Raw genomic sequence first — 23,500 nt, forward strand, 5'->3', positions numbered from 1 at the left:
GCGCGAGGGGGTCGTACCGTACCGGGCGTCCGCCTGCTGGACGCGCCCGCACATGTGAGCGGACGTGCTGTCAGGCGGGCCCGGTGAACACGGTCGCACCGCGCGCTGGAAGGCCGCTTCATTACCCCTGGAACCGCAGGTCAGGCGGGCTGCTGGGCCGAAGCGATCCGCTCGTTGCGCAGCGCCTCGTACCAGCGGTCGTCGGTCGGCGGCAGGGCGTTCACGTCCAGCGCCAGCTTCAGCAGCAGGTCGGCGATGAGCGGGTTGCGGGCGAGCACCGGCCCGTGCATGTACGTACCGAACACGGTGTCGTTGTACGCGCCCTCGGTGCCGTCGCCGGTTCCGTTGCCGTTGCCGAGGCGGACCTGGGCGAAGGGGCGGGCGGTGGGGCCGAGGTGGGTGACGCCCTGGTGGTTCTCGAAGCCGGTCAGCGGGGGCAGACCGAGCCGCGCGTCGATGTCGGCGAGCACGTCACCGACGCACCGCTCGCCCTCGCCGCGCACCGAGACCACGTCCAGCAGGCCGAGGCCGGGCTCGCGCTGGCCGAGGTCGTTGATGAACTCGTGGCCGAGGATCTGGTAGCCGGCGCAGACCGAGAAGACGATCGCGCCGTTGCCCACGGCCCGGTGCAGACCGCCGTCCCGGCGCAGCCGCTCCGCCGCGAGCCGCTGCGGGCGGTCCTCGCCGCCGCCGATCAGGTAGATGTCGCCGGAGGTGGGGATCGGCTGGTCGCTGCGTACGTCGAGCCGCGCCACGTCCAGGCCGCGCTGCCGGGCCCGGCGCTCCACGACGAGGACGTTGCCCTGGTCGCCGTAGGTGCTCAGCAGGTCCGGGTAGATCCAGACGATCCGCAGTTGGTTGTCGCTCATGAAGTCACTGTCCTTACGGGTACGTCAGTTGCCGACGCGGCGGCGCAGGTCCTGGAAGGCGGTGTAGTTGGCGATGACCTCGATCCGGCCGGGCGGGCACAGCTGCACCGCCTGGTCGAGGTTCTCGCAGACCTGGAACTGCTGGTTCGCGACCTCCAGACGCACCGCGAGGTCCAGCTTGCGGTCACCGATGACGCAGATCGGGTGCCCGGTCAGACGCGTGTAGTCGACGTCCCACAGCCAGGAGGTGTCGGTGCCGTCGGCGCCGCGCGCGTTCACCGAGAGGATCACCGGGGTGGGCGGCGGGTCGATCAGGGAGAACGTCTCGAGCCAGCCCGCCGGGTTCTTCGCGAGCAGCAGCCTGAGGTCGCGCTCCTGGAACTGGACGACGTCGTAGCGGCCGGCCACGGCCTGCACCTGGTACATGCGCTCCAGGGCCACCTGCGGCGGCACCCCGAACACGGCGGCGACGGCGGCCGAGGAGGCGGCGTTGGCCTTGTTGGCGCGGCCCGGCAGCTGGAGGTGGATGGGCCAGGCGGAGCCGTGCGGGTCGAGCACGTGGTCGCCGGACAGGGCCCAGCTCGGCGTCGGCCGGCGGAAGCCGCACTCGCCGCAGAACCAGTCGTCGCCCGGCCGCTGCATCACACCGCCGCAGGACGGGCAGGACCAGGCGTCGTCCTTCCACATCTGCCCGGCGGCGACCCAGATCACGTTGGCGGAGGAGGACGCGGCCCACACCACCAGGGGATCGTCGGCGTTGGCCACGATCACGGCCTTGGACCCCGCGAGCCCCTCGCGCCAGTTCTCGGCGAGCATGCGGGTCTCCGCGGCGCGGTCGAGCTGGTCGCGGGAGAGGTTGAGCAGCGCGATGCACTTGGGGTCGGTGTCCCGGGCGACGCCGGCGAGGTACTTCTCGTCGACCTCGATCACGCCGTACCGCGCCTCGGAGCCACCGGCCAGCGCCGAGGTGATCCCGGCGGGCATGTTGGCGCCGAGCGCGTTGGAGACGACCGGTCCGGCGGCGCGCAGCGCCTCGGCGATCAGCCGGGTCGTCGTGGTCTTGCCGTTGGTCGCCGACACCAGGACGACGTCCAGGTTCTGCGCCAGCCGTGCGAGGAGGTCGGGGTCGAGCTTCAGCGCCACCCGGCCGCCGATCACCGATCCGCTGCCGCGCCCCGCCGCGCGCGATGCCGCCGCGACCGCCTTGCCCGCGGTCACGGCGATCTTGGCCCGCGGAGTGAGCGGGTCCGAGTTGCCTGCCATCAGTCCTCGATCCTCCGAACGTAGTAGGTGGTCAGCCTATCGAGATACATTCGCACTCCCGAACCCGCCGTAACCTTGGCGCCATGCGACATGGCTCCATTCCGGGCACCCGTGGGCGAGTCCGGCCTCTCACCCTGTTCGGGGACCCCGTGCTGCACACCCCCGCGCGGGACGTCACCGACTTCGGGCCCGAACTGGCGACGCTCGTCGAGGACATGTTCGCGACGATGTACGCGGCGCAGGGGGTGGGTCTGGCCGCCACCCAAGTCGGCGAGCCGCTCAGGGTGTTCGTCTTCGACTGTCCGGACGACGAGGACGTACGGCATCTGGGGCATGTGGTGAACCCGCGTCTGGTGACGGCCGACGGGGTGGTGGTGCGCGGCCCCGAGGGCTGTCTGTCCCTGCCCGGTCTGGAGGCCGGGACGGAACGTTACGACCACGCCGTGGTCGAGGGGTTCACGGTGACGGGGGAGCCGGTGACGGTGCACGGGACGGGCTTCTTCGCGAGGTGCTTGCAGCATGAGTGTGACCATGTGGAGGGGACGGTGTACGCGGACCGGGTGGAGGGTTGGCGCCACCGGCGGCTGATGCGCCAGGTGGGCAGGGCGTCCTGGCACCGGCCGGGGTGACGTCGGCGCTCAGAACCCCGGGCCGCCGACCTTGTCGCCCGCGGCGGCGAGCCGGCCCCACAGCAGATCCGCGAGGCTGCGGACCAACTCCGCCCGGGAACAGGGCCGTTCGCCCAGCCACCAGTCTCCGGCCGCGTGCATCATCCCGACGATCCCGTGGCCCCAGACCCGGGCCAGTTGCTGGCTGCCCGGTCCCAGGTCCAGCCGCTCCTCGATGACCTGGGCCAGCTCCTCGCCCATCCGCCGCAGCAGGGGAGCGGAGTGCTTGCCGACGTCGAAGCCCTGGTCACCGCTCTGGCCGCCCTCCGCGGGGTGCATCAGGAACCGGTACACCTGCGGCCGCAGCTCGATCGCCGTGAGGTAGGTGTCGAGCGTGGCCTCGACCCGCTCGCGCCGCTCCGCCGGGGCGTCGAGCGCGGCCCGCAGGGAGTCCAGCAGTGCGTCCGTGTGGCGCGTGGCGAGGGCCGCGTAGAGCCCGCCCTTGTCCCCGAAGTGCCGGTAGAGGATGGGCTTGGTGATCCCGGCCTCCGCCGCGATCGCGTTCATCGAGGCCTGCGGGCCGTCGCGCAGCACCACCCGGTCGGCGGCCTCCAGCAGCTCGCGTCGGCGGCGGTCCGCGGACCTCTGCTGCTCGGTCCGCTGTGTGGTGTCCATGTGCTCTCCCCACCCGTGCTGTTTCGGTGACGCCTGCGCAAACTAACACTCAACGCCACGCCGACATCGAACGGGCTGCCGACCGGTCATCAGGAGTTGACATTCCCTACCGACCGGTAACAGACTTTGGTTACCGCAAGTAACATGCACGTGTGCCGCCGCTGGAGGAGTCATGGCCGAGTTCACCATGGAGCTCAACGACGAACAGAAGGAGGTCCGCGACTGGCTGCACGGTTTCGCCGCCGACGTCATCCGCCCCGCGGCCGCCGAATGGGACGAGCGTGAGGAGACTCCCTGGCCGGTCATCCAGGAGGCCGCGAAGGTCGGTATCTACTCCCTGGACTTCTACGCCCAGCAGTACTTCGACGCAACCGGTCTCGGCATCCCCATGGCCATGGAGGAACTGTTCTGGGGCGACGCGGGCATCGCGCTGTCCATCGTCGGCACCGGCCTCGCCGCCGTGGGCGTCCTCGCCAACGGCACCGAGGAGCAGATCGGCACCTGGATCCCCCAGATGTACGGCGACGCCAACGATGTCAAGGTCGCCGCGTTCTGCTCCTCCGAGCCCGACGCCGGCTCCGACGTGGCCTCCATGCGCACCCGCGCCGTGTACGACGAGGCCAAGGACGAGTGGGTCCTCAACGGCACCAAGACCTGGGCGACCAACGGCGGCATCGCCAACGTCCACGTCGTCGTCGCGGTCGTCGACGCCGAACTCGGCTCCAAGGGCCACGCCTCCTTCATCGTGCCGCCGAACACACCAGGCCTGTCCCAGGGCCAGAAGTTCAAGAAGCACGGCATCCGCGCCTCGCACACCGCCGAGGTCGTCCTGGAGAACGTACGGGTGCCCGGCTCCTGTCTCCTCGGCGGCAAGGAGAAGCTGGACGAGCGCCTGGCCCGGGCCCGCGAGCGGGCGAGGGCCGGCGGCGGCGAGCGGGTGAAGAACGCGGCCATGGCCACGTTCGAGGCGTCCCGCCCGGCGGTCGGCGCGATGGCCGTGGGCACCGCCCGGGCCGCGTACGAGGTGGCGCTGGAGTACGCCACGACGCGTGAGCAGTTCGGCCGGCCCATCATTGACAACCAGGGTGTCGCCTTCCAGCTCGCCGACATGCGTACGTCCATCGACGCGGCGCGGCTGCTGGTGTGGCGGGCGTCCTGGATGGCCATCAACGGCAAGCCGTTCACGGCGGCCGAGGGCTCGATGTCGAAGCTGTTCGCCAGCGAGACCGCGAAGAAGGTCACCGGGCAGGCGATCCAGATCCTCGGCGGGAACGGGTACACGCGGGAGTATCCGGTGGAGCGGATGCATCGGGACGCGGCGATCTACACGATCTTCGAGGGGACGAGCGAGATCCAGCGGCTCGTCATCGCTCGGACGCTGTCGGGGATGTCCATTCGGTAGTACGCGGGCCGCGGGTGCGTGGGGGCTGGTCGCGCAGCTCCCCGCGCCCCTGGGTGGGAACGGTTGCCGGTGCTCACCACGTCACCGGCAGGGTTTCGGGGCCGCGGGTCGGTGTGCCCCTTCTGAACGGGACCTTTTCCGCGTCCACGGCGAGGCGGAGGCCGGGGAGTCGCTCCAGAAGGGTGTCCACCAGCAGTTGGGACACCAGTCGCGTCAGCATCTCGGCGGGGCAGCGGTGTGGGCCGGAGCCGAAGGAGACATGCGGGTTGGGAGTGCGGGAGAAGTCGATCGTCTCCGGGTACGGGAAGACGTCCGGGTCCCGGTTGGCGGCGAGGTAGGACACGTAGACGGCGTCCCCGGCGCGGATACGTACTCCGCGCACTCCCACGTCCTGCGTCGCGATCCGGGACAGGCCGACCGCGTTGCGGTGCGGGATGTAGCGGAGCAGCTCGTCGACGGCCTGCGGGCGGATCTCCGGCTCGGCCCGCAGCCGGCCCGCCAGGTCCGGGCGGGTCAGCAGGATGTAGAAGAGCTGGCCGCTGTTGTGGGTGACCGCCTCGCCGCCGGTCTGGAGCAGCACCGCGAGGCCCACGGCCTCCTCCACCGTCACCTCGCCGCGGCCCACGGCGGCGCCCAGCAGAGAGCACACGTCCTCGCCGCCGGAGCCGTCCCGGCGGCGAATGAGCGCGGCGAAGTAGGCGCCCATCTCGGCGCGGGCCTTCGCGCCGACGTCGGCGCCGTGCGCGGAGGACAGGATCAGCCGGCTCCAGGTGTGCAGGACGTGGTGGTCGGCCGCCGGTGCCCCCATCAGCTCGCAGATCACCGCGGTGGGGAACGGGGTGAGCACCGTCGCCGTCAGGTCCGCCGGCGGGCCGTCCTGGAGGAGTTCGTCGACCAGTTCCTCCAGCATGCCGCGGGCCCGGTCGCGGAGGCGCTCCACGCCCTCGGAGGTGAACGCGGGCGCCACCGACCGGCGCAGCCGGGTGTGGTCCGGCGGATCGAGGAAGCCGACCGCGCCGCGGGCCGGTACGGAGTGCGCGGCGAGCCGGGTGACCGGGCGGTCCCTGACCGCCGCCCGGCTGAACCGGGGGTCGTCGGCCACCATCCGTACGTCCTCGTACCGGGTGACCAGCCACGCCCAGCCCTCACCGTCGGGCAGTTGGACGCGGGTGACGGGGCCCTCCCGCATCAGCTCGGTCAGCAACGGGTCGAAGGCGACGCCGGTCAGACGGAGCATCGGCCAGTGCCGGACCGGGGGGAGGATCTCGGTCAGTGTCTCTTCGGTCATGCCGCCTCATCGTCCTCGCGCCGCCAGCAGTCAACCGATGTCGGGGCCGGCGGGCCGGCACCACGGCGAACACGGTGCCCGCCGCCTCGACGAGTGGTTTAGTCCACCCTCGCCCCGGGCGGCGGTGATCTCGCGCGGAGCTACTCCGTACGGGAGGCGACGGGCCGGGACCTGCCCCGGGGAAGGTCCGGCGAGGAGGGGACGGCTACGAGGTGCCGCCGCTGCTGTGCGCGATGCACGCGACGTCGATGCGGTCGGCCAGCTTGGCGAGTTCGATCGTCAGCGCGGCCACCGTGTCCTCGTCGAGCCCCTGTTCCCCGGCCTCGACGAGGTGCAGCCACCGCGCGCCCACGGTGCGCAACAACTTGCTCACATCGGCGGCAGCCACCTGCAGGGTCCCGCGGTCGTCGACGATCAGAGGCAGAGTCACTTCGCGGTTCACAAACGGGATGGTAGCCGCGTGACGGTCACGCCCCGTGCCAAACCGTGGTGATGTTGCAGAACTCGCGGATTCCGTGCCCGGACAGCTCACGCCCGTACCCCGAGCGCTTGGCCCCGCCGAACGGGAACGCCGGATGGGACGCCGTCATCCCGTTCACGAACACACCGCCCGCGTCCAGATCGCGAACGAACCGGTCGGCCTCGGCCTCGTCCCGCGTCCACACGTTCGAACTGAGCCCGAACGGTGAGTCGTTGGCGATCAGCACCGCCTCGTCCAGGTCACCCGCCCGGTACAGCGTGGCGACCGGCCCGAACGCCTCCTCGCGGTGGATGCGCATCTCCCGGGTGACGTCGGCGAGCACGGTCGGCGGGAAGTACCAGCCGGGCAGCTCCGGCCGGCGCAGCCGGTGACCGCCGCACAGCACGGCCGCGCCGCCGCGCACCGCGTCGTCGACCAGCTCCTCCACGTCGGTCCGCCCCTGCTCGGTGGCGAGCGGACCCACCTCGGTCTCCTCCTCCATCGGGTCGCCGACCTTCAGCGCCTTCATGCCCGCCACGAACCGCTCGGCGAAGGCGTCGTAGACGTCCGTGTGCACGATGAACCGCTTGGCGGCGATGCAGGACTGCCCGTTGTTCTGCACCCGGGCGGTGACCGCGATCTCGGCGGCCCGGTCGACGTCGGCGGAGGGCATGACCACGTACGGGTCGCTGCCGCCCAGCTCCAGCACCGTCTTCTTCACCATGTCGCCGCAGATCGAGGCGACGGCCCGGCCCGCCGGCTCACTGCCCGTGAGCGTCGCCGCGCGGACGCGTTCGTCGCGCAGGATGTCCGCGACCGGTCCTGAACCGATCAGCAGCGTCTGGAAGGCGCCCTCGGGGAAGCCGGCCCTGTGGCACAGGTCCTCCAGGTACAGCGCGGTCTGCGGCACGTTGGAGGCGTGCTTGAGCAGGCCCACGTTGCCGGCCATCAGGGCGGGTGCCATGAACCGCACCACCTGCCACAGCGGGAAGTTCCACGGCATCACCGCGAGCACCGGGCCGAGCGGCCGGTAGCGCACCAGCACCCGCGAGGCGCCGGAGTCCCGCACGTCGTCGGCGGCGGGCTCCTCGTCCGCGAGCAGCTCCTCGGCGTGCTCGGCGTACCAGCGCATCGCCTTGGCGCACTTGGCGGCCTCGGCGCGGGCCTGCCGGACCGGCTTGCCCATCTCGGTGGTCATCACCCGGGCGATGTCCTCCCGGTCCTCGTCCAGGAGGTCGGCGGCCCGGTTCAGCAGCCGGGCCCGCTCGGCGAACGCCGTGGTCCGGTACGTCCGGAACGTGGCCTCGGCGAGCTGGAGGCGGCGCTCGATCTCCTCGGCGCCCATGGCCTCGTACGTCTTGAGTGTCTCGCCGTTCGCCGGGTTCACCGTTGCGATGGGCATGACCGTCCTCCCGGGGAGCAGATGTGCTTCGACCTTCCCGCGCGGCGACCGCGCCCGCAACGCGGGGCTCAGCCCGAGTGCTCCGCCAGCCGGTCCAGAAACGCCCCCTGCGCCGACACGATCACCTCGTGCGCCCGGTCCAGGCCGAACCAGGCCACCCGGTCCAGCTCGGGGAACTCCTCCGTCCGCCCCGACTTCGGCGGCCACTCCATCCGGAAGGTGCCCGGGGTGACCGTGCCCGGGTCCAGGTCCGCCTCGATCGCCCACACGGTGACCAGCTTGCCGTTCGACTGGCGGACCTCGCCGAGCGGCACGGCCTCGCCGTCGGGCGGCGGCAGGCCCAGCTCCTCCTGGAACTCGCGCCGGGCCGCGTCCCAGGCCGTCTCCGACTCCGGTTCGTACTCGCCCTTCGGCACGCCCCACGCGCCCGTCTCGCGCCCGGCCCAGAAGGGGCCACCCATATGGCCCAGCAGCACCTCCACGCCTTCCGGCGCACGCCGGAACAGCAGCAGGCCCGCGCTGTACTTCACGGCCGCACCCCGGGATGGGCCGCGAGCAGGGTCTCCACGGTGTCCGCCTCCTCGGGGCGCTTGTCCTCCCGGTAGCGGACCACCCGCGCGAACCGCAGGGTGACGCCGGCCGGATAGCGAGTGGACCGCTGCAGGCCGTCGTAGGCGATCTCGACGACGAGTTCGGGCCGTACGGTCACCATGTGGCCGTCCTCCTCGACCGCCAGCTCCCGCAGGCGCCGAGTCTGCCAGGCCAGCGTCGCGTCCGTGAGGCCCTTGAAGGTCTTGCCCAGCATCGCGAACGAGCCGTCGGCGGTGCGGGCGCCGAGGTGGAGGTTGGAGAGCTTCCCGGCGCGCCGCCCGTGGCCCCACTCGGCGGCCAGGACGACCAGGTCGAGGGTGTGCACCGGCTTGACCTTCAGCCAGGCCGCGCCGCGCCGGCCGGCACTGTAGGGCGCGTCCAGCGCCTTCACCACCACGCCCTCGTGGCCGCGGTCCAGGGTCCGGGCGAGGAACTCCTCGGCACTCCCGGCGTCCTGGGGTCCCGTCACCAGGGTGCGCCGGACCCGCATCGGCTCCGGGACCAGACGGGCCAGCTCCGTGTGCCGGTCGGCGAGGGGCAGGTCGAGGAGGTCGCGGTCGTCGACGGAGAGCACGTCGAAGAAGACGGGGGAGACCGGTACGGTGCGCGCCGCCGTCGCCACGTCCACCCGCTTGCCGACGCGGCCGGCGGTCTCCTGGAAGGAGCGGGGGCGTCCCTCCTCGTCGAAGGCGATGACCTCGCCGTCCAGGATGAAGCGCTCTCCCCTCAACTTCATTGCAGTGGAGGTGAGTTCGGGGAGCCGGTCGGTGATGTCGTCGAGGGTGCGGGTGTAGATCCGTACCGTGTCGCCGTTGCGGTGGAGCTGGACGCGGATGCCGTCGAGCTTCTCCTCCACCGCGCAGGTGCCGAGCTTGTCGACCGCCTCGGACACCGAGGAGGCGCTGTGGGCCAGCATCGGCAGGACCGGTCGGCCCACGGTGAGCCGGAACCGCTCCAGTGCCGCGGGGCCGTCGGCGAGGAGCGCCTCGGCCACCGTCCCCAGCGAGCCGGCCAGCATCACCGCGCGCCGTACGTCCGCCGCCGGGGCGCCGGTCGCCTGCGCGAGGCCCTCCACCGCCACCGCGTCCAGGGCGCCCTGCCGTACCTCGCCGGTGATCAGGCCGAACAGGAACCGTTGTTCGTCCGCGGTGGCGGTGCCCATCAACTCGCTTACCAGGCGTGCTCGTTCGGCCTGGGAGCCGGCGCCGGACACCTTCGCGAGCGCGGAGAGGCGGGCGTCCACCTCGCCCACGGTGAGTGTGGGGTCGGTGGCCGGGGTGACGGGGCGGCCCAGCACCTTCCAGCCGACGCCGAGGCGGCCCTGCGGCAACCGGCCCGCCAGGTACGGGATGACGATCGGTACGTCCGACGCCGAGGCGTCGCGGAACAGCTCCGCGAGCAGGGTGACCTTGCGGGACCGTGAGGAGGTCGCGGTGACCTCCTGGGAGACCTGGGCGAGCTGGGTCAGCAGCATGCACCCATGGTGCAACGCGCTTCGCTGATGTTCATGTGGAGGGCTGGGGCGTTCTTCGGGTGCGGGTGGGTGGGGGTTGGTCGCGCAGTTCCCCGCGCCCCTGGGGGGTGTGGTGAGGTTGGTTGTCAGGGGGGCCGTGCCCTTGGGGGGTGCGTTCGGGTCGGTCTTTGGGTGCGGGTGGGTGGGGGTTGGTCGCGCAGTTCCCCGCGCCCCTGGGGGGTTGTGGGTGAGGTCGGTCGTCAGGGGCCCGCACCCCTGGGGGGTTGTGGTGAGGTCGGTTGGGGTTGCCCGCGGTTTTAAAGGGTGGTGTCCAGGTCGGTCATCAGGAGGTCGGCGTTGATCGTGGCTGCGGCTCGGTAGCCGGCGGCTGCGGCGTTTATCACCTGTTCGGCGAAGCCCATCGCGTTGCCTGCCGTCCATACTCCGGGCACCGTCGTCAGGCCTGTGGGGTCGACCACCGGGTAGGCGCCGAAGGGGGTTTCCGTCAGTTCCGCGCCCAGTCGTTGGAGCAGGTCCGTCTGCGGTACGGCGCGGGGCGCCGTGAAGATCGTCTGACGGGCGTGCTCCGTGCCGTCCGCGAGGCGCAGGCCCGTGAGTCGGTCGTCCGCCACCAGGACCTCGGCGACCGCGCCGGGCACGACCCGCACGCCTGCGCGGGAGAGCCTGCGCAGGTCGTCGTCGGACAGCTCCGCCTCGTCGACCTCGTGCAGGAAGAGGGTGACGTCCTTGGACCACTGGGACACCATCAGCGCCTGGTGCACGCTCAGCGGGCTCGTCGCGAGGACGCCGAACGCCTGGTCGCGGACCTCCCAGCCATGGCAGTAGGGGCAGTGCAGCACGTCCCGCCCGAACCGCTCGGCGAGTCCGGGCACGTTTGGCAGCTCGTCCTTCAGGCCGGTGGCGATCACCAGGCGCCGGGCCCGTACGCCTCTGCCGCTGTCCAGTAGGACGGTGAAGCCGGAGTCGTTCGTGACGTCCACCGCCCGGTCCCGGACCAGGTCGACGCCGTACCGGGCGATCTCCTCGCGCCCGATCGCCAGGAACTCCGCCGGTGCCATGCCGTCCCGGGACAGATAGCCCTGCATATGGGCGGAGGGCGCGTTGCGGGGTTCACCGGCGTCGACCACCAGGGTGTGGCGGCGGGCGCGGCCCAGGACGAGCGCGGCGGACAGGCCGGCGGCGCCGCCGCCGATCACGATCACTTCATAGATATCGGTCATGTCGCCACGGTCGCCCCGCAGGCGCGGGATTGACAAATGTCTTTGCCGATTCTGCAATGTCCCCATGAGTACCGAAGACGTTCTCGCCGAGGTCGGCGCCCGGCTGCGACGGCTCCGCAAGGAGCGCGAGGTGACCCTGGCGGCGCTGTCCGAGACGACCGGCATCTCCGTCAGTACCCTGTCGCGGCTGGAGTCCGGTCTGCGCAAGCCGAGCCTTGAGCTGCTGCTGCCGATCGCGCAGGCCCACCAGGTGCCGCTGGACGAGCTGGTCGGGGCGCCCCCGGTCGGCGACCCCCGGGTGCGGGCCGAACCCCTGACCCGCCACGGCCGTACGTTCTGGCCGCTGACCCGGCAGCCCGGCGGTCTCCAGGCGTTCAAGGTGCTGGTGCCGCAGTCCAGGGAGCAGCCGGAGCCGCGTACCCATGAGGGCTACGAGTGGCTGTACGTGCTGTCCGGGCGGCTGCGGGTGGTGCTGGGCGAGCACGACGTGGTGATGGCGGCCGGGGAGGCGGCCGAGTTCGACACCCGGGTGCCGCACTGGTTCGGGTCCACGGGGGAGGGCCCCGCCGAGTTCCTGAGCCTGTTCGGGCCGCAGGGGGAGCGGATGCACGTACGGGCCCGCCCCAAGGGGCGGGATCGGGAGGCGTGAGCGGCGGGCCCGACCTGGAGGTGTGACCCGTCCCCGGGGGTGCGAACGGGACCCGTGACCGGCGCGACTGTTCCCTGATCGGCAAGCGACCGCTTAGTATGCGAAGCGATCCCGGTCAGACGACGCAGTCCCTGGAGGCCCCGCATGCAGGCATGGCAAGTGCACGAGAACGGCGAGCCGGGCGAGGTGATGCGGCCGGCCGAGATCGAGCGGCCCACGCCCGGCCCCGGCCAGGTCCTGCTGAGGGTGCGTGCCGCCAACATCAACTTCCCCGACGTGCTGATGTGCCGCGGCCACTACCAGGTCAGGCCGCCGCTGCCGTTCACGCCCGGGGTGGAGATCTGCGGCGAGACCGAGGACGGCCGCCGCGTCATCGCCAACCCCGCGCTGCCCCACGGCGGCTTCGCCGAGTACGCCGTGGCCGACGCCGCCGCCCTGCTGCCCGCGCCCGACTCCCTGGACGACGCCGAGGCCGCCGCCCTGCACATCGGCTACCAGACCGGCTGGTTCGGACTGCACCGGCGGGCCGGACTCGAAGCCGGCGAGACGCTGCTGGTGCACGCCGCCGCCGGCGGGGTCGGCAGCGCCGCCGTACAGCTCGGCAAGGCGGCCGGGGCCACCGTCATCGGGGTCGTCGGCGGCGCCGACAAGGTCGCCACCGCCCGCGAACTGGGCTGCGACGTGGTGATCGACCGGCGCGCCGAGGACGTCGTCGCCGCCGTCAAGGAGGCCACCGGCGGCCGGGGCGCCGACGTGATCTACGACCCCGTGGGCGGTGACGCCTACACCCAGTCCGCCAAGACCGTCGCCTTCGAGGGCCGCATCGTGGTCGTCGGCTTCGCCAGCGGCACCATCCCCAGCCCCGGGCTCAACCACGCGCTGGTGAAGAACTACTCGATCCTCGGCCTGCACTGGGGCCTGTACAACACCAAGAACCCCAAGCTGGTCCAGCACTGCCACGAGCAGCTCACCGAACTCGCCGCACGCGGCGCGATCAAGCCGCTGATCAGTGAGCGCGTACCGCTCGGCGAGGCCGCCGCGGCCGTGCAGCGCGTCGGCGACGGCGTCACCACCGGCCGTGTCGCGGTCGTCCCGGAGGGAGCGGCATGACCGACGCCACCGAACTGCGCCGACTCACCCAGGAGTTCCTGGCCGCGCACCCTCCCGCCACGACCGACCGCCTCGACTTCCTGCGGGCCCGTTTCGACGCGGGCCTCGCCTGGGTCCACTACCCCCAGGGCCTCGGGGGCCTCGGTGCCCCGCGCTCCCTCCAGGTCGTCGTGGACGCCGAGTTGGAGGCGGCGGGCGCCCCGGACAACGACCCCCGCAAGATCGGCATCGGCCTCGGCATGGCCGCCCCGACGATCCTCGCCTTCGGCACCGACGAGCAGAAGCGGCGCTTCCTGCGGCCCCTGTGGACCGGCGAGGAGGTCTGGTGCCAGCTCTTCAGCGAGCCCGGCGCCGGGTCCGACCTGGCCGCGCTCGGCACCCGTGCCGTACGCGCCGGCGACGACTGGGTCGTCAACGGCCAGAAGGTGTGGACGTCCAGCGCCCATGTGGCCCGCTGGGCGATCCTCATCGCCCGCACCGACCCGGACGTGCCCAAGCACGCGGGCATCACCTACTTCCTCTGCGACATGACCGACCCCGGCGTCGAGGTGCGGCCGCTGCGCCAGATCACCGGCGAGGCCGAGTTCAACGAGGTGTTCCTCACCGACGTCCGGATCCCGGACAGCCGCCGTCTCGGCCCGGTCGGCGCGGGCTGGAAGGTCGCCCAGACCACCCTCAACAACGAGCGCGTCGCCATCGGCGGCATGCGGCTGCCCCGCGAGGGCGGCATGATCGGACCGGTCGCCCGTACCTGGCGCGAACGCCCCGACCTGCGCACCCATGAACTCCACCAGCGGCTCCTGAAGTTGTGGGTGGACGCCGAGGTGGCCCGGCTCACCGGGGAGCGCCTGCGCCAGCAGCTCGTCGCCGGGCAGCCCGGCCCCGAGGGCGCCGGAATGAAACTCGGCTTCGCCCGCCTCAACCAGGAGATCAGCGGCCTGGAGGTCGAACTCCTCGGCGAGGAGGGCCTGCTGTACGGGGACTGGACCATGCGCCGCCCCGAGCTGGTGGACTTCACCGGCCGGGACGCCGGGTACCGCTACCTGCGGTCCAAGGGCAACAGCATCGAGGGCGGGACCAGCGAGGTCCTGCTGAACATCGTCGCCGAGCGCGTGCTGGGCCTGCCCGCGGAGCCGCGCACCGACAAGGACGTCGCATGGAAGGACCTGGCCCGGTGACCACACAGCCCGATCTGCTGTACTCGGAGGAGGAAGAGGCGCTGCGCGCGGCCGTCCGGGACCTGCTCACCGACCACTGCGACGCCCCCGGCGTCATCGCGCGCACCGAGTCCGACGCCCCGCACGACCTGGCGGCCTGGAAGGCGCTGGCCGACGGCATGGGCCTGGCCGGCCTGCTGGTCCCCGAGGAGCACGGCGGTCAGGGCGCCACGCACCGCGAAGCCGCCGTGGTACTGGAGGAGTTGGGCCGCGCGGTCGCCCCCGTGCCGTTCCTCACCAGTGCCGTCGTCGCCACCGAGGCACTGCTCGCCTGCGGCAGCGCCGACCTGCTGGCCGAGCTGGCCTCGGGCCGCCGGGTGGGCGCCCTCGCCGTCGCCCTGAACATCGCCCCCGGCGCCGCCCACAAGGCCGTACGGCAGGAAGGCGACCTGCTGTACGGGGAGTTGACCGGGATCGCCGACGCGGTCGTCGCCGACGTCCTGCTGGTGCCCGCGGACGACGGTGTGCTGTACGCCGTGCAGGCGGAGGCCGTGACGGTCACCCCGCAGGTCTCCCTGGACCTCACCCGGCCGGTGGCCACCGTCACGCTGGACGGCGCGGCGGGCCGCCCGCTCGGCGAGGCCGCACCCGCCGTACGGCGGGCCCTGCGGGCCGGGGCCGGACTGCTCGCCTCGGAACAACTCGGTCTCGCCGAATGGACGTTGACCGAGACCGTGCGCTACCTGAAGGAGCGCAAGCAGTTCAACCGGCCCGTCGGCGGCTTCCAGTCGCTCAAGCACCGGCTGGCCCAGCTGTGGCTGGAGGTCGTCAACCTGCGGGCCGCCGCCCGCAACGCGGCGGGCGCGCTGGCCGCCGACGCGGACGCCGAGGTGGCGGTCGCGGTCGCCCAGGCGTACGCGGCGCCCGTCGCCGTGCACGCCGCCGAGGAGGCGCTGCAACTGCACGCGGGCATCGGGATGACCTGGGAGCACCCGGTCCACCTCTACCTGAAGCGCGCCAAGGCGGACTCCCTCGCCTACGGCACCGCGGGCGCGCACCGCGCGGCCCTGGCCGGACTGGTGGACCTCCAGGCGCCCTGACCCGCCCGGGAGTTCACCCGTCAGAGCCCGCCCCGACCGGGGCGGGCTCTTGCGCGCGCCGGGAACGAGCGGCGAGAACGAGCGGCGTGCGCGGGCGGCTTGAACGAGTGCCAGGGCAGGGCGCGCGAGCGCGCGCCGGGGCGAACGGAGTGAACGAGCGGAGGCAGTCCGGCCAACTCCTGGCATGTACAGGGTCATCGAAGGCCAACTCGTCCCATACTCCCTGTGGTTCGCAAACGACCCACAGGGAGGCAGCACATGGCGCTCGTCACTCGTCGCGGAGCCCTCACCGCCGTCGGCGCCGCACTCGCGGGCGTACTTGCCCCGCCGGTCGGCGGCGCGTACGCCACCGGACACAGACACCGCCCCCGCCCGCTGTGGCGCGCCCACGCCCACAACGACTACGAGCACCCCCGCCCCCTGCTGGACGCCCTCGACCACCGCTTCGGCAGCCTGGAGGCGGACATCTACCTCGTCGGCGACCAACTCCTCGTCGCCCACGACCCCGAGGACCTCGACCCCGCGCGCACCCTGGAGTCCCTCTACCTCGACCCGCTCGCCGCCCGGGTCAGGGCCAACCACGGCTCCGTGTACCGCGGCCACCGCAGGCCCCTCCAACTGCTCATCGACATCAAGACCGAGGGCGCCTCGACGTACACCGAACTCGACCGCCATCTCCGGCGCCACAAGCGCCTGTTCACCACCTACGCCCACGGCCGCGTCCACCCCGGCCCGGTCACCGCCGTGATCTCCGGCGACCGCGCCGCGCGCGCCCCGATGGAGGCCCAGCGCGTGCGACGCGCCTTCTACGACGGCCGGCTCGCCGACCTCGGCGGCCCGGCGCCCGCCTCCTTCATCCCCCTCATCAGCGACAACTGGGCCAACAACTTCGCCTGGCGGGGCGCCGGAGCCTTCCCCGACGCCGAACGGCGGAAGCTGCGGACGATCGTGGAGGCGGCGCACTCCCGCGGGCAGCGGGTCCGCTTCTGGGCCACCCCGGACCTGCCCGGCATCGAACGCGACGCGCTGTGGGCCGAACTCCTCGCCGCCGACGTCGACCACCTCAACACCGACGACCTGCCCGGCCTGCGCGCCTTCCTGGAGGCCCACGACCGCGGGTGACACCACTCGTTCGGAGTACGGCTCAGCCGCACGGACGAACCCTCAGCTACGCCACACTTGCGGCCGAACGCCGTGAACCGGACGTGACGGCGTGGCGGAGGAGGTTGACGATGGCGATTTCCATCTCTGTGGTGCTGCTGCTCCTGATCCTTGCGGTGATCTTCCTGCGCAGCGGGGGACTGAAGGTCTCCCACGCCCTGGTGTGCGCGCTGCTCGGCTTCTACATGGCCAGTTCCAGCATCGCGCCCACCATCCACAGCGGCCTCACGGCCACCGCCGACCTGGTCAGCGGGTTGAAGCCGTGAGGCCGCCGAGGCGCCGCGTCAGCGTCTGACGAACACCCCGATGCCGTTCGGCACGGCCCGTTCCGCACCGCCCGAGGGATGGTTGCGCACGGTCACCGCCGAGGCCCCCGGGGCGCGGGCGACCAGGGTCGAGGAACCGCCGCCGTCCAGACTGAAGGCGTGCGAGGCGCCCAACGTCCGCATGGTGGCGGCGACTTCGGCGATCGTCATGCCCTGGTAGGCCGGTCCGCCGTCCAGGGAGAACAGCAGCACCCGTTTCCCGTTCGCCCCGACGCCCACGGCGGTCCGTACCGCCGCCGTGCGGTCGTCCAGTCCCGGCAGCGGCAGGCCGCCGTCCAGCACCGGGTACCCGCCGACCGCGAACCGGTAGGCGACCTTCGAGGTGGCCGCCACCAGCCGGTGCCGCACCTGCACCTGCCGGCCGGGGTCGAGCTTGCGCAGCTGCTGGGCGCCCGCCTCCCGGCCCACCAGCACGGTGGTCCCGGACGTGATGGCGCCGCTGCCGGGGGTGTCGGCGGACGCCACCACCCGGCCGTCCCGGATCGTCACCTCATGGGTGTCGGTGCTGCACGGCGCGCCCCGGTCGGTGTCCGTGCCGCAGACCGCGCGGCCCCGGGAGACGGAACCCCAGTCCGAGGTGAACGCCCCGACGGAGTTCTCCGGCAGCGCGTACTGGTTGAGCCCGCCCAGTTCCAGCTTCCCGGTGGCCGTGCGCACGGACCCGGCCAGCGTCATGCCGTCCAGCCGGGCCCTGCGGTCCACTCCCATCCCGAGGACGTCCTCGGTGCCGGTGCCGGGCGGCAGCGCGGGCCCGAACCGCTGTCCTTCGGGCACCGCCGCCTTGAGCGTGCGGCCGCCGGCGACCGCCGGTCCCACACTCGCGCCGGTCGCCGCCACGCCCGGATGCTGGGTCTCGGTGATGTTGAAGAAGTCGCCGTTCACCCCGGCGACGGCACCCTGCGTGTCGGCCAGCCGGGACACGGGCGCCCGCGCGGCCACCCGCCCCGGGTACAGCAGATCCAGCGTGACCCGAGGATCGCGCAGGTCCACCCGGAGCAGATGACCGTGCGCGGTGCCGCGGGCGACGGGGATGTCGAACTCCTCGTAGACGACACCCGGCGCGATCCGGCCCGGGTCGGGAACGCCGCTGGCCGGCGCCGCCCCCACCAGGGCGGTACCGGCCAGCGCGCCGAGCGCGGTGAGTAACGTCAGGGCCGTTCTGCCTGCCGCGAACCGTTTCCGGCGATCTGTCACAGCTCCCCCTGTTGGCTCGTCAACTGTCCCGGGATCTGGAGGAAGTGCAGCAGAACGAGGCGGGCCCAGGGGTTGCTATGCGCCCACTACGCGAGAACGGATGAGAAAACGCACCCCCTCGGGTGCCTCCAGCGAGAAGCCGCTGCCCCGGCCCTCGACCACGTCGACGATCAGCCGGGTGTGGCTCCACGCCTCGAACTGGCCGCGGGACATCCAGAAGGAGACCGGCGCCTCGACCCCGTCCACGTACAGCTCCGCGAGCAGCACGTCCGACCCGCCGGTGCGGAACTCGCCCGCCGGGTAGCACATGGGGGCGCTGCCGTCGCAGCAGCCGCCGGACTGATGGAACATCAGCGGACCGTGCACCGCGTGCAGTTGCCGCACCAGATCCGCGGCAGCGGGCGTCAGTTCGACGCGTGGGATCTCCTCGTACATGCCAACCATCCCCAGGGGAGCCGGATCGAGGTCGCCGGACCGTCGCCGGCCGGATCGACCAGGGCACCACGGGAGAGGTTGCGAGAGGGTTGCAGGGCCGGTCGGAGCGGCCCGCGGGGGCCGCGTACCGCGCGGGTCAGGGCCTCGCGGAGTTGCGGAGCCGGTCGGAGCGGTCCGCGGGAGCCCCCCGGGTCAGTCCGTCGCGTACGGCGTGAAGGCGGCCGGGGTGTGGTCGATCGGCAGGCCGGGGCGCCAGGCGGTGAGGGCCTGGGCGCTGCACACGAACAGTCCCTGCGGCAGCGCGTCCAGGGCGTACCAGCGCCAGTCGCCGACCTTCTCGCCGGGCCGGTCGCCCGGCTCGCCGTGCCAGGCGGTGACCCGGGCGGCGACGGTGACCCGTACGACGTCCTCGACCCGGTCGATCAGGGTGCCGAGGAGCCGTACGTCCTCGGGGCGGGCCGTCAGGCCGGTCTCCTCCGCGAGTTCGCGGACCACCGTCTCCTGGAGCGACTCCCCGGGCTCCACCATGCCGCCCGGCAGCTCCCAGGTGCCGTGCCGGTGCCGCCCCAGCAGCAGGCCGCGGGGCCCGTACAGGATCGCGCCGACCCCGAGCGCGGTCTGGGGGACCGGCGGGCGCGGAGTGCGGGGGCGGGAGGAGACGCGGGGCGGCGGTGTCATCGAGCGGGCTCCGGAGACTCGGGAACAGGTCTTTTGACATACCTATGATGACATACCTATATTGCACGGATGACCCCCTCCAGCGCCCCCGGCCGGGACCTCGACCGCGTAGCCGCCGGGCTCGCTGAGCGGGTGCTCGCGCTGCACCGTGCCCTGGACCGCCGGGTCGCCGCGGACCATCCGCACCCCAAGCTGCCCGAGGGACAGCTCGCCCTGCTGCGGTACGTCGCCCGGCGCGAGGGCGCCACGGTGCGCGAGGCGGCCGAGGCCCTGCTGATGAAGCCCAACAACGTCAGCACCCTGGTCTCGCAGATGACCGAGCGCGGACTTCTGGAGCGCAGGCAGGACGGCACCGACAAGCGGGTCGCCCACCTCCACCTCACGGCCGCCTCCCGCGGGCGGCTGGCCGAGGTGCGCGAGCTGGAGGCCGGGTACGTCCGGGAAGCGCTGCTGTCCCTCACCGAGGGGGAGCGGGGCGCGCTGGGCTCGGCCCTGGACGCCCTCGACGCGCTCGCGAACCGGCTCCACCCCGCCGCCCGCTGACGCGGCGCCGCGCCCCCGCAGGGGCCGACCTCCCCGTCCCCACCCCTTCCGCGGGCTGCCTTCCCCACCCCCTCTCGCACATGCGTGCCCTCGGCATACCGCCCCGCCCGGCGGAGCAGATTCAGCACGATGACCGACCACCCGCTCCACCCGCAGAACTCCGCCCGGCGGGCGCTCGCCCGGTGGGCCCGCGACATCACAGAAGCCCGCTGGTTCGCCCTCACCGTCCTCGCCCTGATCCTCGCCAACGCCGCCCTGCTGGGCCTGGAGACCTACCGCGGACTCGCGGCGGACCAGGCCCACATGCTGCGGCTCGCCGAGCACGTCTGCCTGGCCGCCTTCACCGTCGAGATCGCCCTGCGCGTCTGCGCCCACGCCGACCGGCCCCGCGACTTCTTCCGCGATCCGTGGAACCTGTTCGATCTGGCCGTCGTGGCCTGCGCGTTCCTGCCCGTCGTCCGCGAGAACGCCACCGTGCTGCGGCTGTTGCGTCTGGCCCGGGTGCTGCGCACCGCCCGCTTCCTGCCCCAACTGCGCATCGTGATGGTCGCGGTGGGCCGCAGCCTGCCCGGCACGGTGAGCTTCCTGCTGGTGGGCGCGCTCCTGCTCTACGTCTACGCCATGATCGGCTGGCTCCTCTTCGGCCAACACGACCCGCAGCAGTACGGCTCGATCGGGCGCGCCATCCTCACCCTGTTCCTGCTGATGACCCTCGACGGACTCGGCGACGCGGTCCACGCCGGCCTGGAGGTGACCCGCTGGAGCGTCGTCTACTACGGCTCCTATGTGCTGATCGCCTCGTTCGTACTGGTCAACGTGTTGATCGGGGTGGTGATCAGCTCGCTGGAGGAGGCCCGGGAACTGGAGCGGGAACGCCTGGACGACACTCCGCCCGCCGACAAGGAACTCCTCGCCCGGATAGTGGCGGCCAGAAAGGCCCTCGCCGACCTGGAGGCCAGCCTCCCCGCACGGGACCGCCCGACGCGACGACAGGCCCTAGAGTGACCCTCGCGGCATCGCGTGTCGGTCACCGGCCGGGTGAGGCATGGAGGTTCCGCGAGATGCCCGTGGAGGCATTGACCGTGTCAGTCGAGTTCAACCACACCATCGTTCTCTCCCGCGACCGGGAGAGGTCCGCCCGTTTCCTCGCCGACGTCCTCGGCCTGGAGGTCGGGACGCCGGCCGGGCCCTTCCTGCCCGTCGTCACCGCCAACGGAGTCACCCTGGACTTCGCGACCGTCGGCACCGACATCCCTGTCCAGCACTACGCGTTCCTCGTCTCGGAGGAGGAGTTCGACGGGATCCTCGCCCGCCTCGTCGCGGCGGGGGTCCCCATCCAGGCCGACCCGCAGGGCAGGTACCCGGGCCGGATCAACCGCAACGACGGCGGCCGGGGCGTGTACTTCCCCGACCCGTCCGGGCACGGGATGGAGGCGTTCACCCGCCCCTACGGCTCCGACCCGGCCTCCGAGCTGAACGGTGTCACCGAAGAGGTTTCGGGCGCGACCGTCAACTGATGCGCGGGACAGGGCAGTTCGCCGCATAAAAATGTAGCGTTCATGCCAGGGCCACCCGGCGGCGGGCTACGGACACCTCGTGGACACGCGCCCCCGAGAGGCTTCGGAACGCATCCGATCATGACCTCAAGGAGCGTCAGCGTGTCCGAGCCCCGTACCCGCCGTTCGCACGTCCTCGTGGCGACGGCCACGCTGGTGGCCCTCGCGGCGACCCTGCCCGCCCCGGCGCAGGCGTCGTCCGACCTGCCCACGCTCACCCCCCGCGCCGAGACGGCCCCCCTGTACGACGACGAGGCCGGCGGCAACTCCGACGCCGACGACCCCGCGATCTGGCGCAACGCCGCCGCCCCCGGCCGCAGCCTGGTCGTCGCCACGGCCAAGGAGGGCGGCCTGCGCGTCTACGACCTCGACGCCCGGCTCGTCCAGTCCGTCGCCGCACCGGCCGGACCGACCTCCGAGGACGCCCCGGGCCGCTTCAACAACGTCGACCTGGTGCACGGCCTGAAGCTGTCCACCGGCCGCGCCGACCTCGCCGTCACCAGCGACCGGGGCAACGACCGGCTGCGCTTCTACCGCATCGACCGCGACCGCGCCGGCGGCCCCCTCACCGACGTCACCGACCCCTCCGTGGCACCCGTCTTCTCCACCGGCCAGGAGGAGATCAACGACCAGCGCACCGCCTACGGCCTCGCCACCTGGACCGACCGCAGGACCGGCCGCTCGTACGCGCTGGTCAGCCGGCGCGAGACCACCCGCGTCGCCCTCCTGGAAATCCTGCCCACCAGGTCCGGCACCGTCGGCTACCGCAAGATCCGCACCCTCGACCTGCCCTCCTCCTTCGCCCTGCCCGACGGCACCTCCTGGACCCCCTGCCTGGAGCCCGGCGAACTCCCCCAGGTGGAGGGCATGGTCGTCGACCCCGCCAACGGAGTCCTCTACGCCGGCCAGGAGGACATCGGCATCTGGCGCATCCCCGCCGACCTCAAGGGCGAGCCCCGACTCATCGACAAGGTCCGGGAGTACGGCGTCCCCGGCACCTACGACGAGGCCACCGAGGAGTGCACCCCCGGCACCGACCCCGGCTACGGCGGCACCCGGATCTCCGCCGACGTCGAGGGCCTGACCCTGGTCCCCGAGGACGGCGGCGACGGCTACCTCCTCGCCTCCAGCCAGGGCGACAACACCTTCGCCGCCTACGACCGCGAGGTCGAGGACGACAACGAGTACGAGGGCGGCTTCCGGATCACGGCCGCCTCCGCCACCCTCGACGGCTCCGAGGAGTGCGACGGGGCAGCCGCCCTCAACGCGCCCCTGGGCCGCCGCTACCCCAACGGCCTGCTCGTCGTCCAGGACGGCGACGACACCCCCGGCTCCGAGGACCGCACCGCCACCGGCTTCAAGTTCGTCGACCTCGCGGACGTCCTGAACGCGCTCGACTGATCCCGTGCGCCCCGGCGCCCCGGTGATCCGCCGGGGCGCCGAGTAGGGGTGGTAAGGGCTTCTGCCGTGCGGGCGGCGGCTCGTAAGGTGGCCGTCGGCGGACCGTCCGCCCGTGTGGCCCTTCACCCCGATCGCTGGAGGTACCGCCCGTCATGTCGGCATCCGGTCCGTACGACACCTGGTTCCGCCGGTACAAGCCGTCCGCGCCCGGCGCCGTCAAGCTCCTCGCCCTCCCGCACGCCGGCGGCTCCGCCCCCTACTTCATGCCCCTGGCCCGCGCACTGGCGCCGGAACTGGACGTGCTGTGCGTGCAGTACCCGGGACGCCTGGACCGGCACCGGGAGACCCCGGTGACCGAACTGCGCGACCTCGCCGAACAGGTGTACCGGGCGCTCGTCTCGGCGCCGGCCGGGCCCGTCGTGCTGTTCGGGCACAGCATGGGCGCCGTCCTCGCCTACGAGATCGCCCGCCGGCTGGAGGCGTCGGGCGGCGGCGAACTCCTCGGCGTCATCGCCTCCGGACGACGCGCCCCGCACCGGTTCCGCGAGGAGACCGTCCACCTGCGCGACGACGACGGCATCATCGCCGAGATCCGCGCGCTGAGCGGCACCGAACCGGGCGTCCTGGACGACGAGGACCTGCTGCGGATGGTGCTGCCCGCGCTGCGCGCCGACTACCGGGCCGTGGAGACCTACCGGGAGAGCCCCGACCCCGCCCCGCTGTCCGCGCCCGTCACCGTCCTGACCGGCGAGAGCGACTCCCGGGTCAGCCTCGACGACGCCCGCGCCTGGCAGGAACTGACGAGCGGCACCTTCCGCTTCCGGTCCTTCCCCGGCGGCCACTTCTACCTCAACGGACGGCCCGCCGAGGTGACCGCGGCGGTCAAGGAGAGCGTCGACGCCTTCCGCTCCACCGCCGCGTCCACCTCACCCTGACAC

General features: G+C 72.5%; 24 protein-coding genes and 1 pseudogene. 13 read left to right on the forward strand and 12 right to left on the reverse strand.

All coding sequences use genetic code 11. The annotated features are described in order from the left end of the window. Nucleotides 1-140: 140 nt before the first annotated feature. The gene (locus ABT296_RS20290) at nucleotides 141-869 is read right to left on the reverse strand and encodes a type 1 glutamine amidotransferase (protein ID WP_351929172.1); all 729 of its coding nucleotides are present in this window, start codon (nucleotides 867-869) and stop codon (nucleotides 141-143) included. A 24-nt stretch (nucleotides 870-893) separates the two neighbouring features. Continuing rightward, a complete protein-coding gene (locus ABT296_RS20295) occupies nucleotides 894-2,132 on the reverse strand; it encodes a MurT ligase domain-containing protein (protein WP_351929174.1) in 1,239 nt (412 codons plus the stop codon). Between the two features lie 83 nt (nucleotides 2,133-2,215). Between ABT296_RS20295 and def the strand changes: the two genes are divergently transcribed. Further along, the gene (gene def / locus ABT296_RS20300) at nucleotides 2,216-2,761 is read left to right on the forward strand and encodes a peptide deformylase (protein ID WP_351929176.1); all 546 of its coding nucleotides are present in this window, start codon (nucleotides 2,216-2,218) and stop codon (nucleotides 2,759-2,761) included. A 9-nt stretch (nucleotides 2,762-2,770) separates the two neighbouring features. Here the strand turns inward: def and ABT296_RS20305 are convergent, their stop codons facing one another. Beyond that, nucleotides 2,771-3,415, reverse strand: coding sequence for a TetR/AcrR family transcriptional regulator (locus tag ABT296_RS20305; protein WP_351929178.1), 645 nt, complete (start codon nucleotides 3,413-3,415; stop codon nucleotides 2,771-2,773). 172 nt (nucleotides 3,416-3,587) lie between these two features. On the opposite strand from ABT296_RS20305, the gene ABT296_RS20310 reads away from it, so the two are divergent. Next, nucleotides 3,588-4,817 (forward strand): acyl-CoA dehydrogenase family protein, encoded by a 1,230-nt coding sequence (locus ABT296_RS20310; protein ID WP_351929180.1) that lies wholly within the window; start codon nucleotides 3,588-3,590, stop codon nucleotides 4,815-4,817. A 73-nt stretch (nucleotides 4,818-4,890) separates the two neighbouring features. Here the strand turns inward: ABT296_RS20310 and ABT296_RS20315 are convergent, their stop codons facing one another. The 6 genes from ABT296_RS20315 to ABT296_RS20340 form a co-directional block, all read right to left on the reverse strand. Next, nucleotides 4,891-6,105, reverse strand: coding sequence for a cytochrome P450 (locus ABT296_RS20315; RefSeq protein WP_351929182.1), 1,215 nt, complete (start codon nucleotides 6,103-6,105; stop codon nucleotides 4,891-4,893). Between the two features lie 205 nt (nucleotides 6,106-6,310). Beyond that, nucleotides 6,311-6,547: a DUF6213 family protein gene (locus ABT296_RS20320; protein WP_351929184.1), complete on the reverse strand. Its 237-nt coding sequence runs from the start codon at nucleotides 6,545-6,547 to the stop codon at nucleotides 6,311-6,313. A 25-nt stretch (nucleotides 6,548-6,572) separates the two neighbouring features. Then, nucleotides 6,573-7,967, reverse strand: coding sequence for an NADP-dependent succinic semialdehyde dehydrogenase (locus ABT296_RS20325; RefSeq protein WP_351929186.1), 1,395 nt, complete (start codon nucleotides 7,965-7,967; stop codon nucleotides 6,573-6,575). A gap of 68 nt (nucleotides 7,968-8,035) precedes the next feature. Continuing rightward, nucleotides 8,036-8,497, reverse strand: a complete 462-nt coding sequence (locus ABT296_RS20330; protein WP_351929188.1) for an NUDIX hydrolase — start codon at nucleotides 8,495-8,497, stop codon at nucleotides 8,036-8,038. After that, entirely contained in the window at nucleotides 8,494-10,032 is a 1,539-nt protein-coding gene (locus tag ABT296_RS20335; protein WP_351929190.1) for an ATP-dependent DNA ligase, read from the reverse strand. The genes ABT296_RS20330 and ABT296_RS20335 overlap by 4 nt, the downstream gene beginning before the upstream one ends. Before the next feature lie 296 nt (nucleotides 10,033-10,328). Next, nucleotides 10,329-11,252: an NAD(P)/FAD-dependent oxidoreductase gene (locus ABT296_RS20340; RefSeq protein ID WP_351929192.1), complete on the reverse strand. Its 924-nt coding sequence runs from the start codon at nucleotides 11,250-11,252 to the stop codon at nucleotides 10,329-10,331. 64 nt (nucleotides 11,253-11,316) lie between these two features. Between ABT296_RS20340 and ABT296_RS20345 the strand changes: the two genes are divergently transcribed. The 6 genes from ABT296_RS20345 to ABT296_RS20370 all read left to right on the forward strand — a co-directional run bounded on the left by ABT296_RS20345 (nucleotide 11,317) and on the right by ABT296_RS20370 (nucleotide 16,695). Further along, a complete protein-coding gene (locus ABT296_RS20345; protein WP_351929194.1) occupies nucleotides 11,317-11,901 on the forward strand; it encodes an XRE family transcriptional regulator in 585 nt (194 codons plus the stop codon). Nucleotides 11,902-12,045: 144 nt separating this feature from the next. After that, nucleotides 12,046-13,011 (forward strand): NADPH:quinone oxidoreductase family protein, encoded by a 966-nt coding sequence (locus tag ABT296_RS20350; RefSeq protein ID WP_351929196.1) that lies wholly within the window; start codon nucleotides 12,046-12,048, stop codon nucleotides 13,009-13,011. Then, complete coding sequence (locus ABT296_RS20355; protein WP_351929198.1) at nucleotides 13,008-14,189, forward strand: acyl-CoA dehydrogenase family protein; 1,182 nt, start codon at nucleotides 13,008-13,010, stop codon at nucleotides 14,187-14,189. Before ABT296_RS20350 ends, ABT296_RS20355 begins: the two co-directional genes overlap by 4 nt. Further along, entirely contained in the window at nucleotides 14,168-15,268 is a 1,101-nt protein-coding gene (locus ABT296_RS20360) for an acyl-CoA dehydrogenase family protein (protein ID WP_351929200.1), read from the forward strand. The genes ABT296_RS20355 and ABT296_RS20360 overlap by 22 nt, the downstream gene beginning before the upstream one ends. A 258-nt stretch (nucleotides 15,269-15,526) precedes the next feature. Continuing rightward, nucleotides 15,527-16,390, forward strand: a complete 864-nt coding sequence (locus ABT296_RS20365) for a phosphatidylinositol-specific phospholipase C/glycerophosphodiester phosphodiesterase family protein (protein ID WP_351929202.1) — start codon at nucleotides 15,527-15,529, stop codon at nucleotides 16,388-16,390. 110 nt (nucleotides 16,391-16,500) lie between these two features. Then, nucleotides 16,501-16,695, forward strand: a complete 195-nt coding sequence (locus ABT296_RS20370; RefSeq protein WP_351929204.1) for a hypothetical protein — start codon at nucleotides 16,501-16,503, stop codon at nucleotides 16,693-16,695. 18 nt (nucleotides 16,696-16,713) lie between these two features. Here ABT296_RS20370 and ABT296_RS20375 read toward each other — a convergent pair whose 3' ends face one another. The 3 genes and pseudogenes from ABT296_RS20375 to ABT296_RS20385 all read right to left on the reverse strand — a co-directional run. Then, complete coding sequence (locus tag ABT296_RS20375; RefSeq protein ID WP_351929206.1) at nucleotides 16,714-17,949, reverse strand: phosphodiester glycosidase family protein; 1,236 nt, start codon at nucleotides 17,947-17,949, stop codon at nucleotides 16,714-16,716. Between the two features lie 75 nt (nucleotides 17,950-18,024). Next, nucleotides 18,025-18,384 carry a DUF779 domain-containing protein gene (locus ABT296_RS20380; RefSeq protein ID WP_351929208.1) on the reverse strand — a complete coding sequence of 120 codons (360 nt, stop codon included), beginning with the start codon at nucleotides 18,382-18,384 and terminating at the stop codon, nucleotides 18,025-18,027. A gap of 192 nt (nucleotides 18,385-18,576) precedes the next feature. After that, nucleotides 18,577-19,059, reverse strand: a pseudogene (locus tag ABT296_RS20385) (NUDIX domain-containing protein); the annotation flags it as partial. A gap of 72 nt (nucleotides 19,060-19,131) precedes the next feature. Here ABT296_RS20385 and ABT296_RS20390 point away from each other — a divergent pair. The 5 genes from ABT296_RS20390 (at nucleotide 19,132) to ABT296_RS20410 (ending at nucleotide 23,497) form a co-directional block, all read left to right on the forward strand. After that, nucleotides 19,132-19,605 (forward strand): MarR family winged helix-turn-helix transcriptional regulator, encoded by a 474-nt coding sequence (locus tag ABT296_RS20390; protein ID WP_351929210.1) that lies wholly within the window; start codon nucleotides 19,132-19,134, stop codon nucleotides 19,603-19,605. A gap of 129 nt (nucleotides 19,606-19,734) precedes the next feature. After that, a complete protein-coding gene (locus ABT296_RS20395) occupies nucleotides 19,735-20,610 on the forward strand; it encodes an ion transporter (RefSeq protein WP_351929212.1) in 876 nt (291 codons plus the stop codon). A gap of 77 nt (nucleotides 20,611-20,687) precedes the next feature. Next, a complete protein-coding gene (locus tag ABT296_RS20400) occupies nucleotides 20,688-21,122 on the forward strand; it encodes a VOC family protein (protein WP_351929214.1) in 435 nt (144 codons plus the stop codon). 120 nt (nucleotides 21,123-21,242) lie between these two features. Then, a complete protein-coding gene (locus ABT296_RS20405; RefSeq protein ID WP_502977290.1) occupies nucleotides 21,243-22,562 on the forward strand; it encodes a phytase in 1,320 nt (439 codons plus the stop codon). Between the two features lie 152 nt (nucleotides 22,563-22,714). Next, a complete protein-coding gene (locus ABT296_RS20410) occupies nucleotides 22,715-23,497 on the forward strand; it encodes a thioesterase II family protein (RefSeq protein ID WP_351929216.1) in 783 nt (260 codons plus the stop codon). The last annotated feature ends 3 nt before the right edge of the window (nucleotides 23,498-23,500 follow it).

It is taken from the genome of Streptomyces sp. NPDC000983 (assembly GCF_040299205.1).
Lineage (GTDB): Bacteria > Actinomycetota > Actinomycetes > Streptomycetales > Streptomycetaceae > Streptomyces.

What these genes read in the sequence shown, in the direction of transcription:
- ABT296_RS20290 (WP_351929172.1), bottom strand. Translation starts at nt 869, where the DNA reads ATGAGCGACAACCAACTGCGGATCGTCTGGATCTACCCGGACCTGCTG.
- ABT296_RS20295 (WP_351929174.1), bottom strand. Translation starts at nt 2,132, where the DNA reads ATGGCAGGCAACTCGGACCCGCTCACTCCGCGGGCCAAGATCGCCGTG.
- def (WP_351929176.1), top strand. Translation starts at nt 2,216, where the DNA reads ATGCGACATGGCTCCATTCCGGGCACCCGTGGGCGAGTCCGGCCTCTC.
- ABT296_RS20305 (WP_351929178.1), bottom strand. Translation starts at nt 3,415, where the DNA reads ATGGACACCACACAGCGGACCGAGCAGCAGAGGTCCGCGGACCGCCGC.
- ABT296_RS20310 (WP_351929180.1), top strand. Translation starts at nt 3,588, where the DNA reads ATGGCCGAGTTCACCATGGAGCTCAACGACGAACAGAAGGAGGTCCGC.
- ABT296_RS20315 (WP_351929182.1), bottom strand. Translation starts at nt 6,105, where the DNA reads ATGACCGAAGAGACACTGACCGAGATCCTCCCCCCGGTCCGGCACTGG.
- ABT296_RS20325 (WP_351929186.1), bottom strand. Translation starts at nt 7,967, where the DNA reads ATGCCCATCGCAACGGTGAACCCGGCGAACGGCGAGACACTCAAGACG.
- ABT296_RS20335 (WP_351929190.1), bottom strand. Translation starts at nt 10,032, where the DNA reads ATGCTGCTGACCCAGCTCGCCCAGGTCTCCCAGGAGGTCACCGCGACC.
- ABT296_RS20340 (WP_351929192.1), bottom strand. Translation starts at nt 11,252, where the DNA reads ATGACCGATATCTATGAAGTGATCGTGATCGGCGGCGGCGCCGCCGGC.
- ABT296_RS20345 (WP_351929194.1), top strand. Translation starts at nt 11,317, where the DNA reads ATGAGTACCGAAGACGTTCTCGCCGAGGTCGGCGCCCGGCTGCGACGG.
- ABT296_RS20350 (WP_351929196.1), top strand. Translation starts at nt 12,046, where the DNA reads ATGCAGGCATGGCAAGTGCACGAGAACGGCGAGCCGGGCGAGGTGATG.
- ABT296_RS20355 (WP_351929198.1), top strand. Translation starts at nt 13,008, where the DNA reads ATGACCGACGCCACCGAACTGCGCCGACTCACCCAGGAGTTCCTGGCC.
- ABT296_RS20360 (WP_351929200.1), top strand. Translation starts at nt 14,168, where the DNA reads ATGGAAGGACCTGGCCCGGTGACCACACAGCCCGATCTGCTGTACTCG.
- ABT296_RS20365 (WP_351929202.1), top strand. Translation starts at nt 15,527, where the DNA reads ATGGCGCTCGTCACTCGTCGCGGAGCCCTCACCGCCGTCGGCGCCGCA.
- ABT296_RS20370 (WP_351929204.1), top strand. Translation starts at nt 16,501, where the DNA reads ATGGCGATTTCCATCTCTGTGGTGCTGCTGCTCCTGATCCTTGCGGTG.
- ABT296_RS20380 (WP_351929208.1), bottom strand. Translation starts at nt 18,384, where the DNA reads ATGTACGAGGAGATCCCACGCGTCGAACTGACGCCCGCTGCCGCGGAT.
- ABT296_RS20390 (WP_351929210.1), top strand. Translation starts at nt 19,132, where the DNA reads ATGACCCCCTCCAGCGCCCCCGGCCGGGACCTCGACCGCGTAGCCGCC.
- ABT296_RS20395 (WP_351929212.1), top strand. Translation starts at nt 19,735, where the DNA reads ATGACCGACCACCCGCTCCACCCGCAGAACTCCGCCCGGCGGGCGCTC.
- ABT296_RS20405 (WP_502977290.1), top strand. Translation starts at nt 21,243, where the DNA reads ATGACCTCAAGGAGCGTCAGCGTGTCCGAGCCCCGTACCCGCCGTTCG.
- ABT296_RS20410 (WP_351929216.1), top strand. Translation starts at nt 22,715, where the DNA reads ATGTCGGCATCCGGTCCGTACGACACCTGGTTCCGCCGGTACAAGCCG.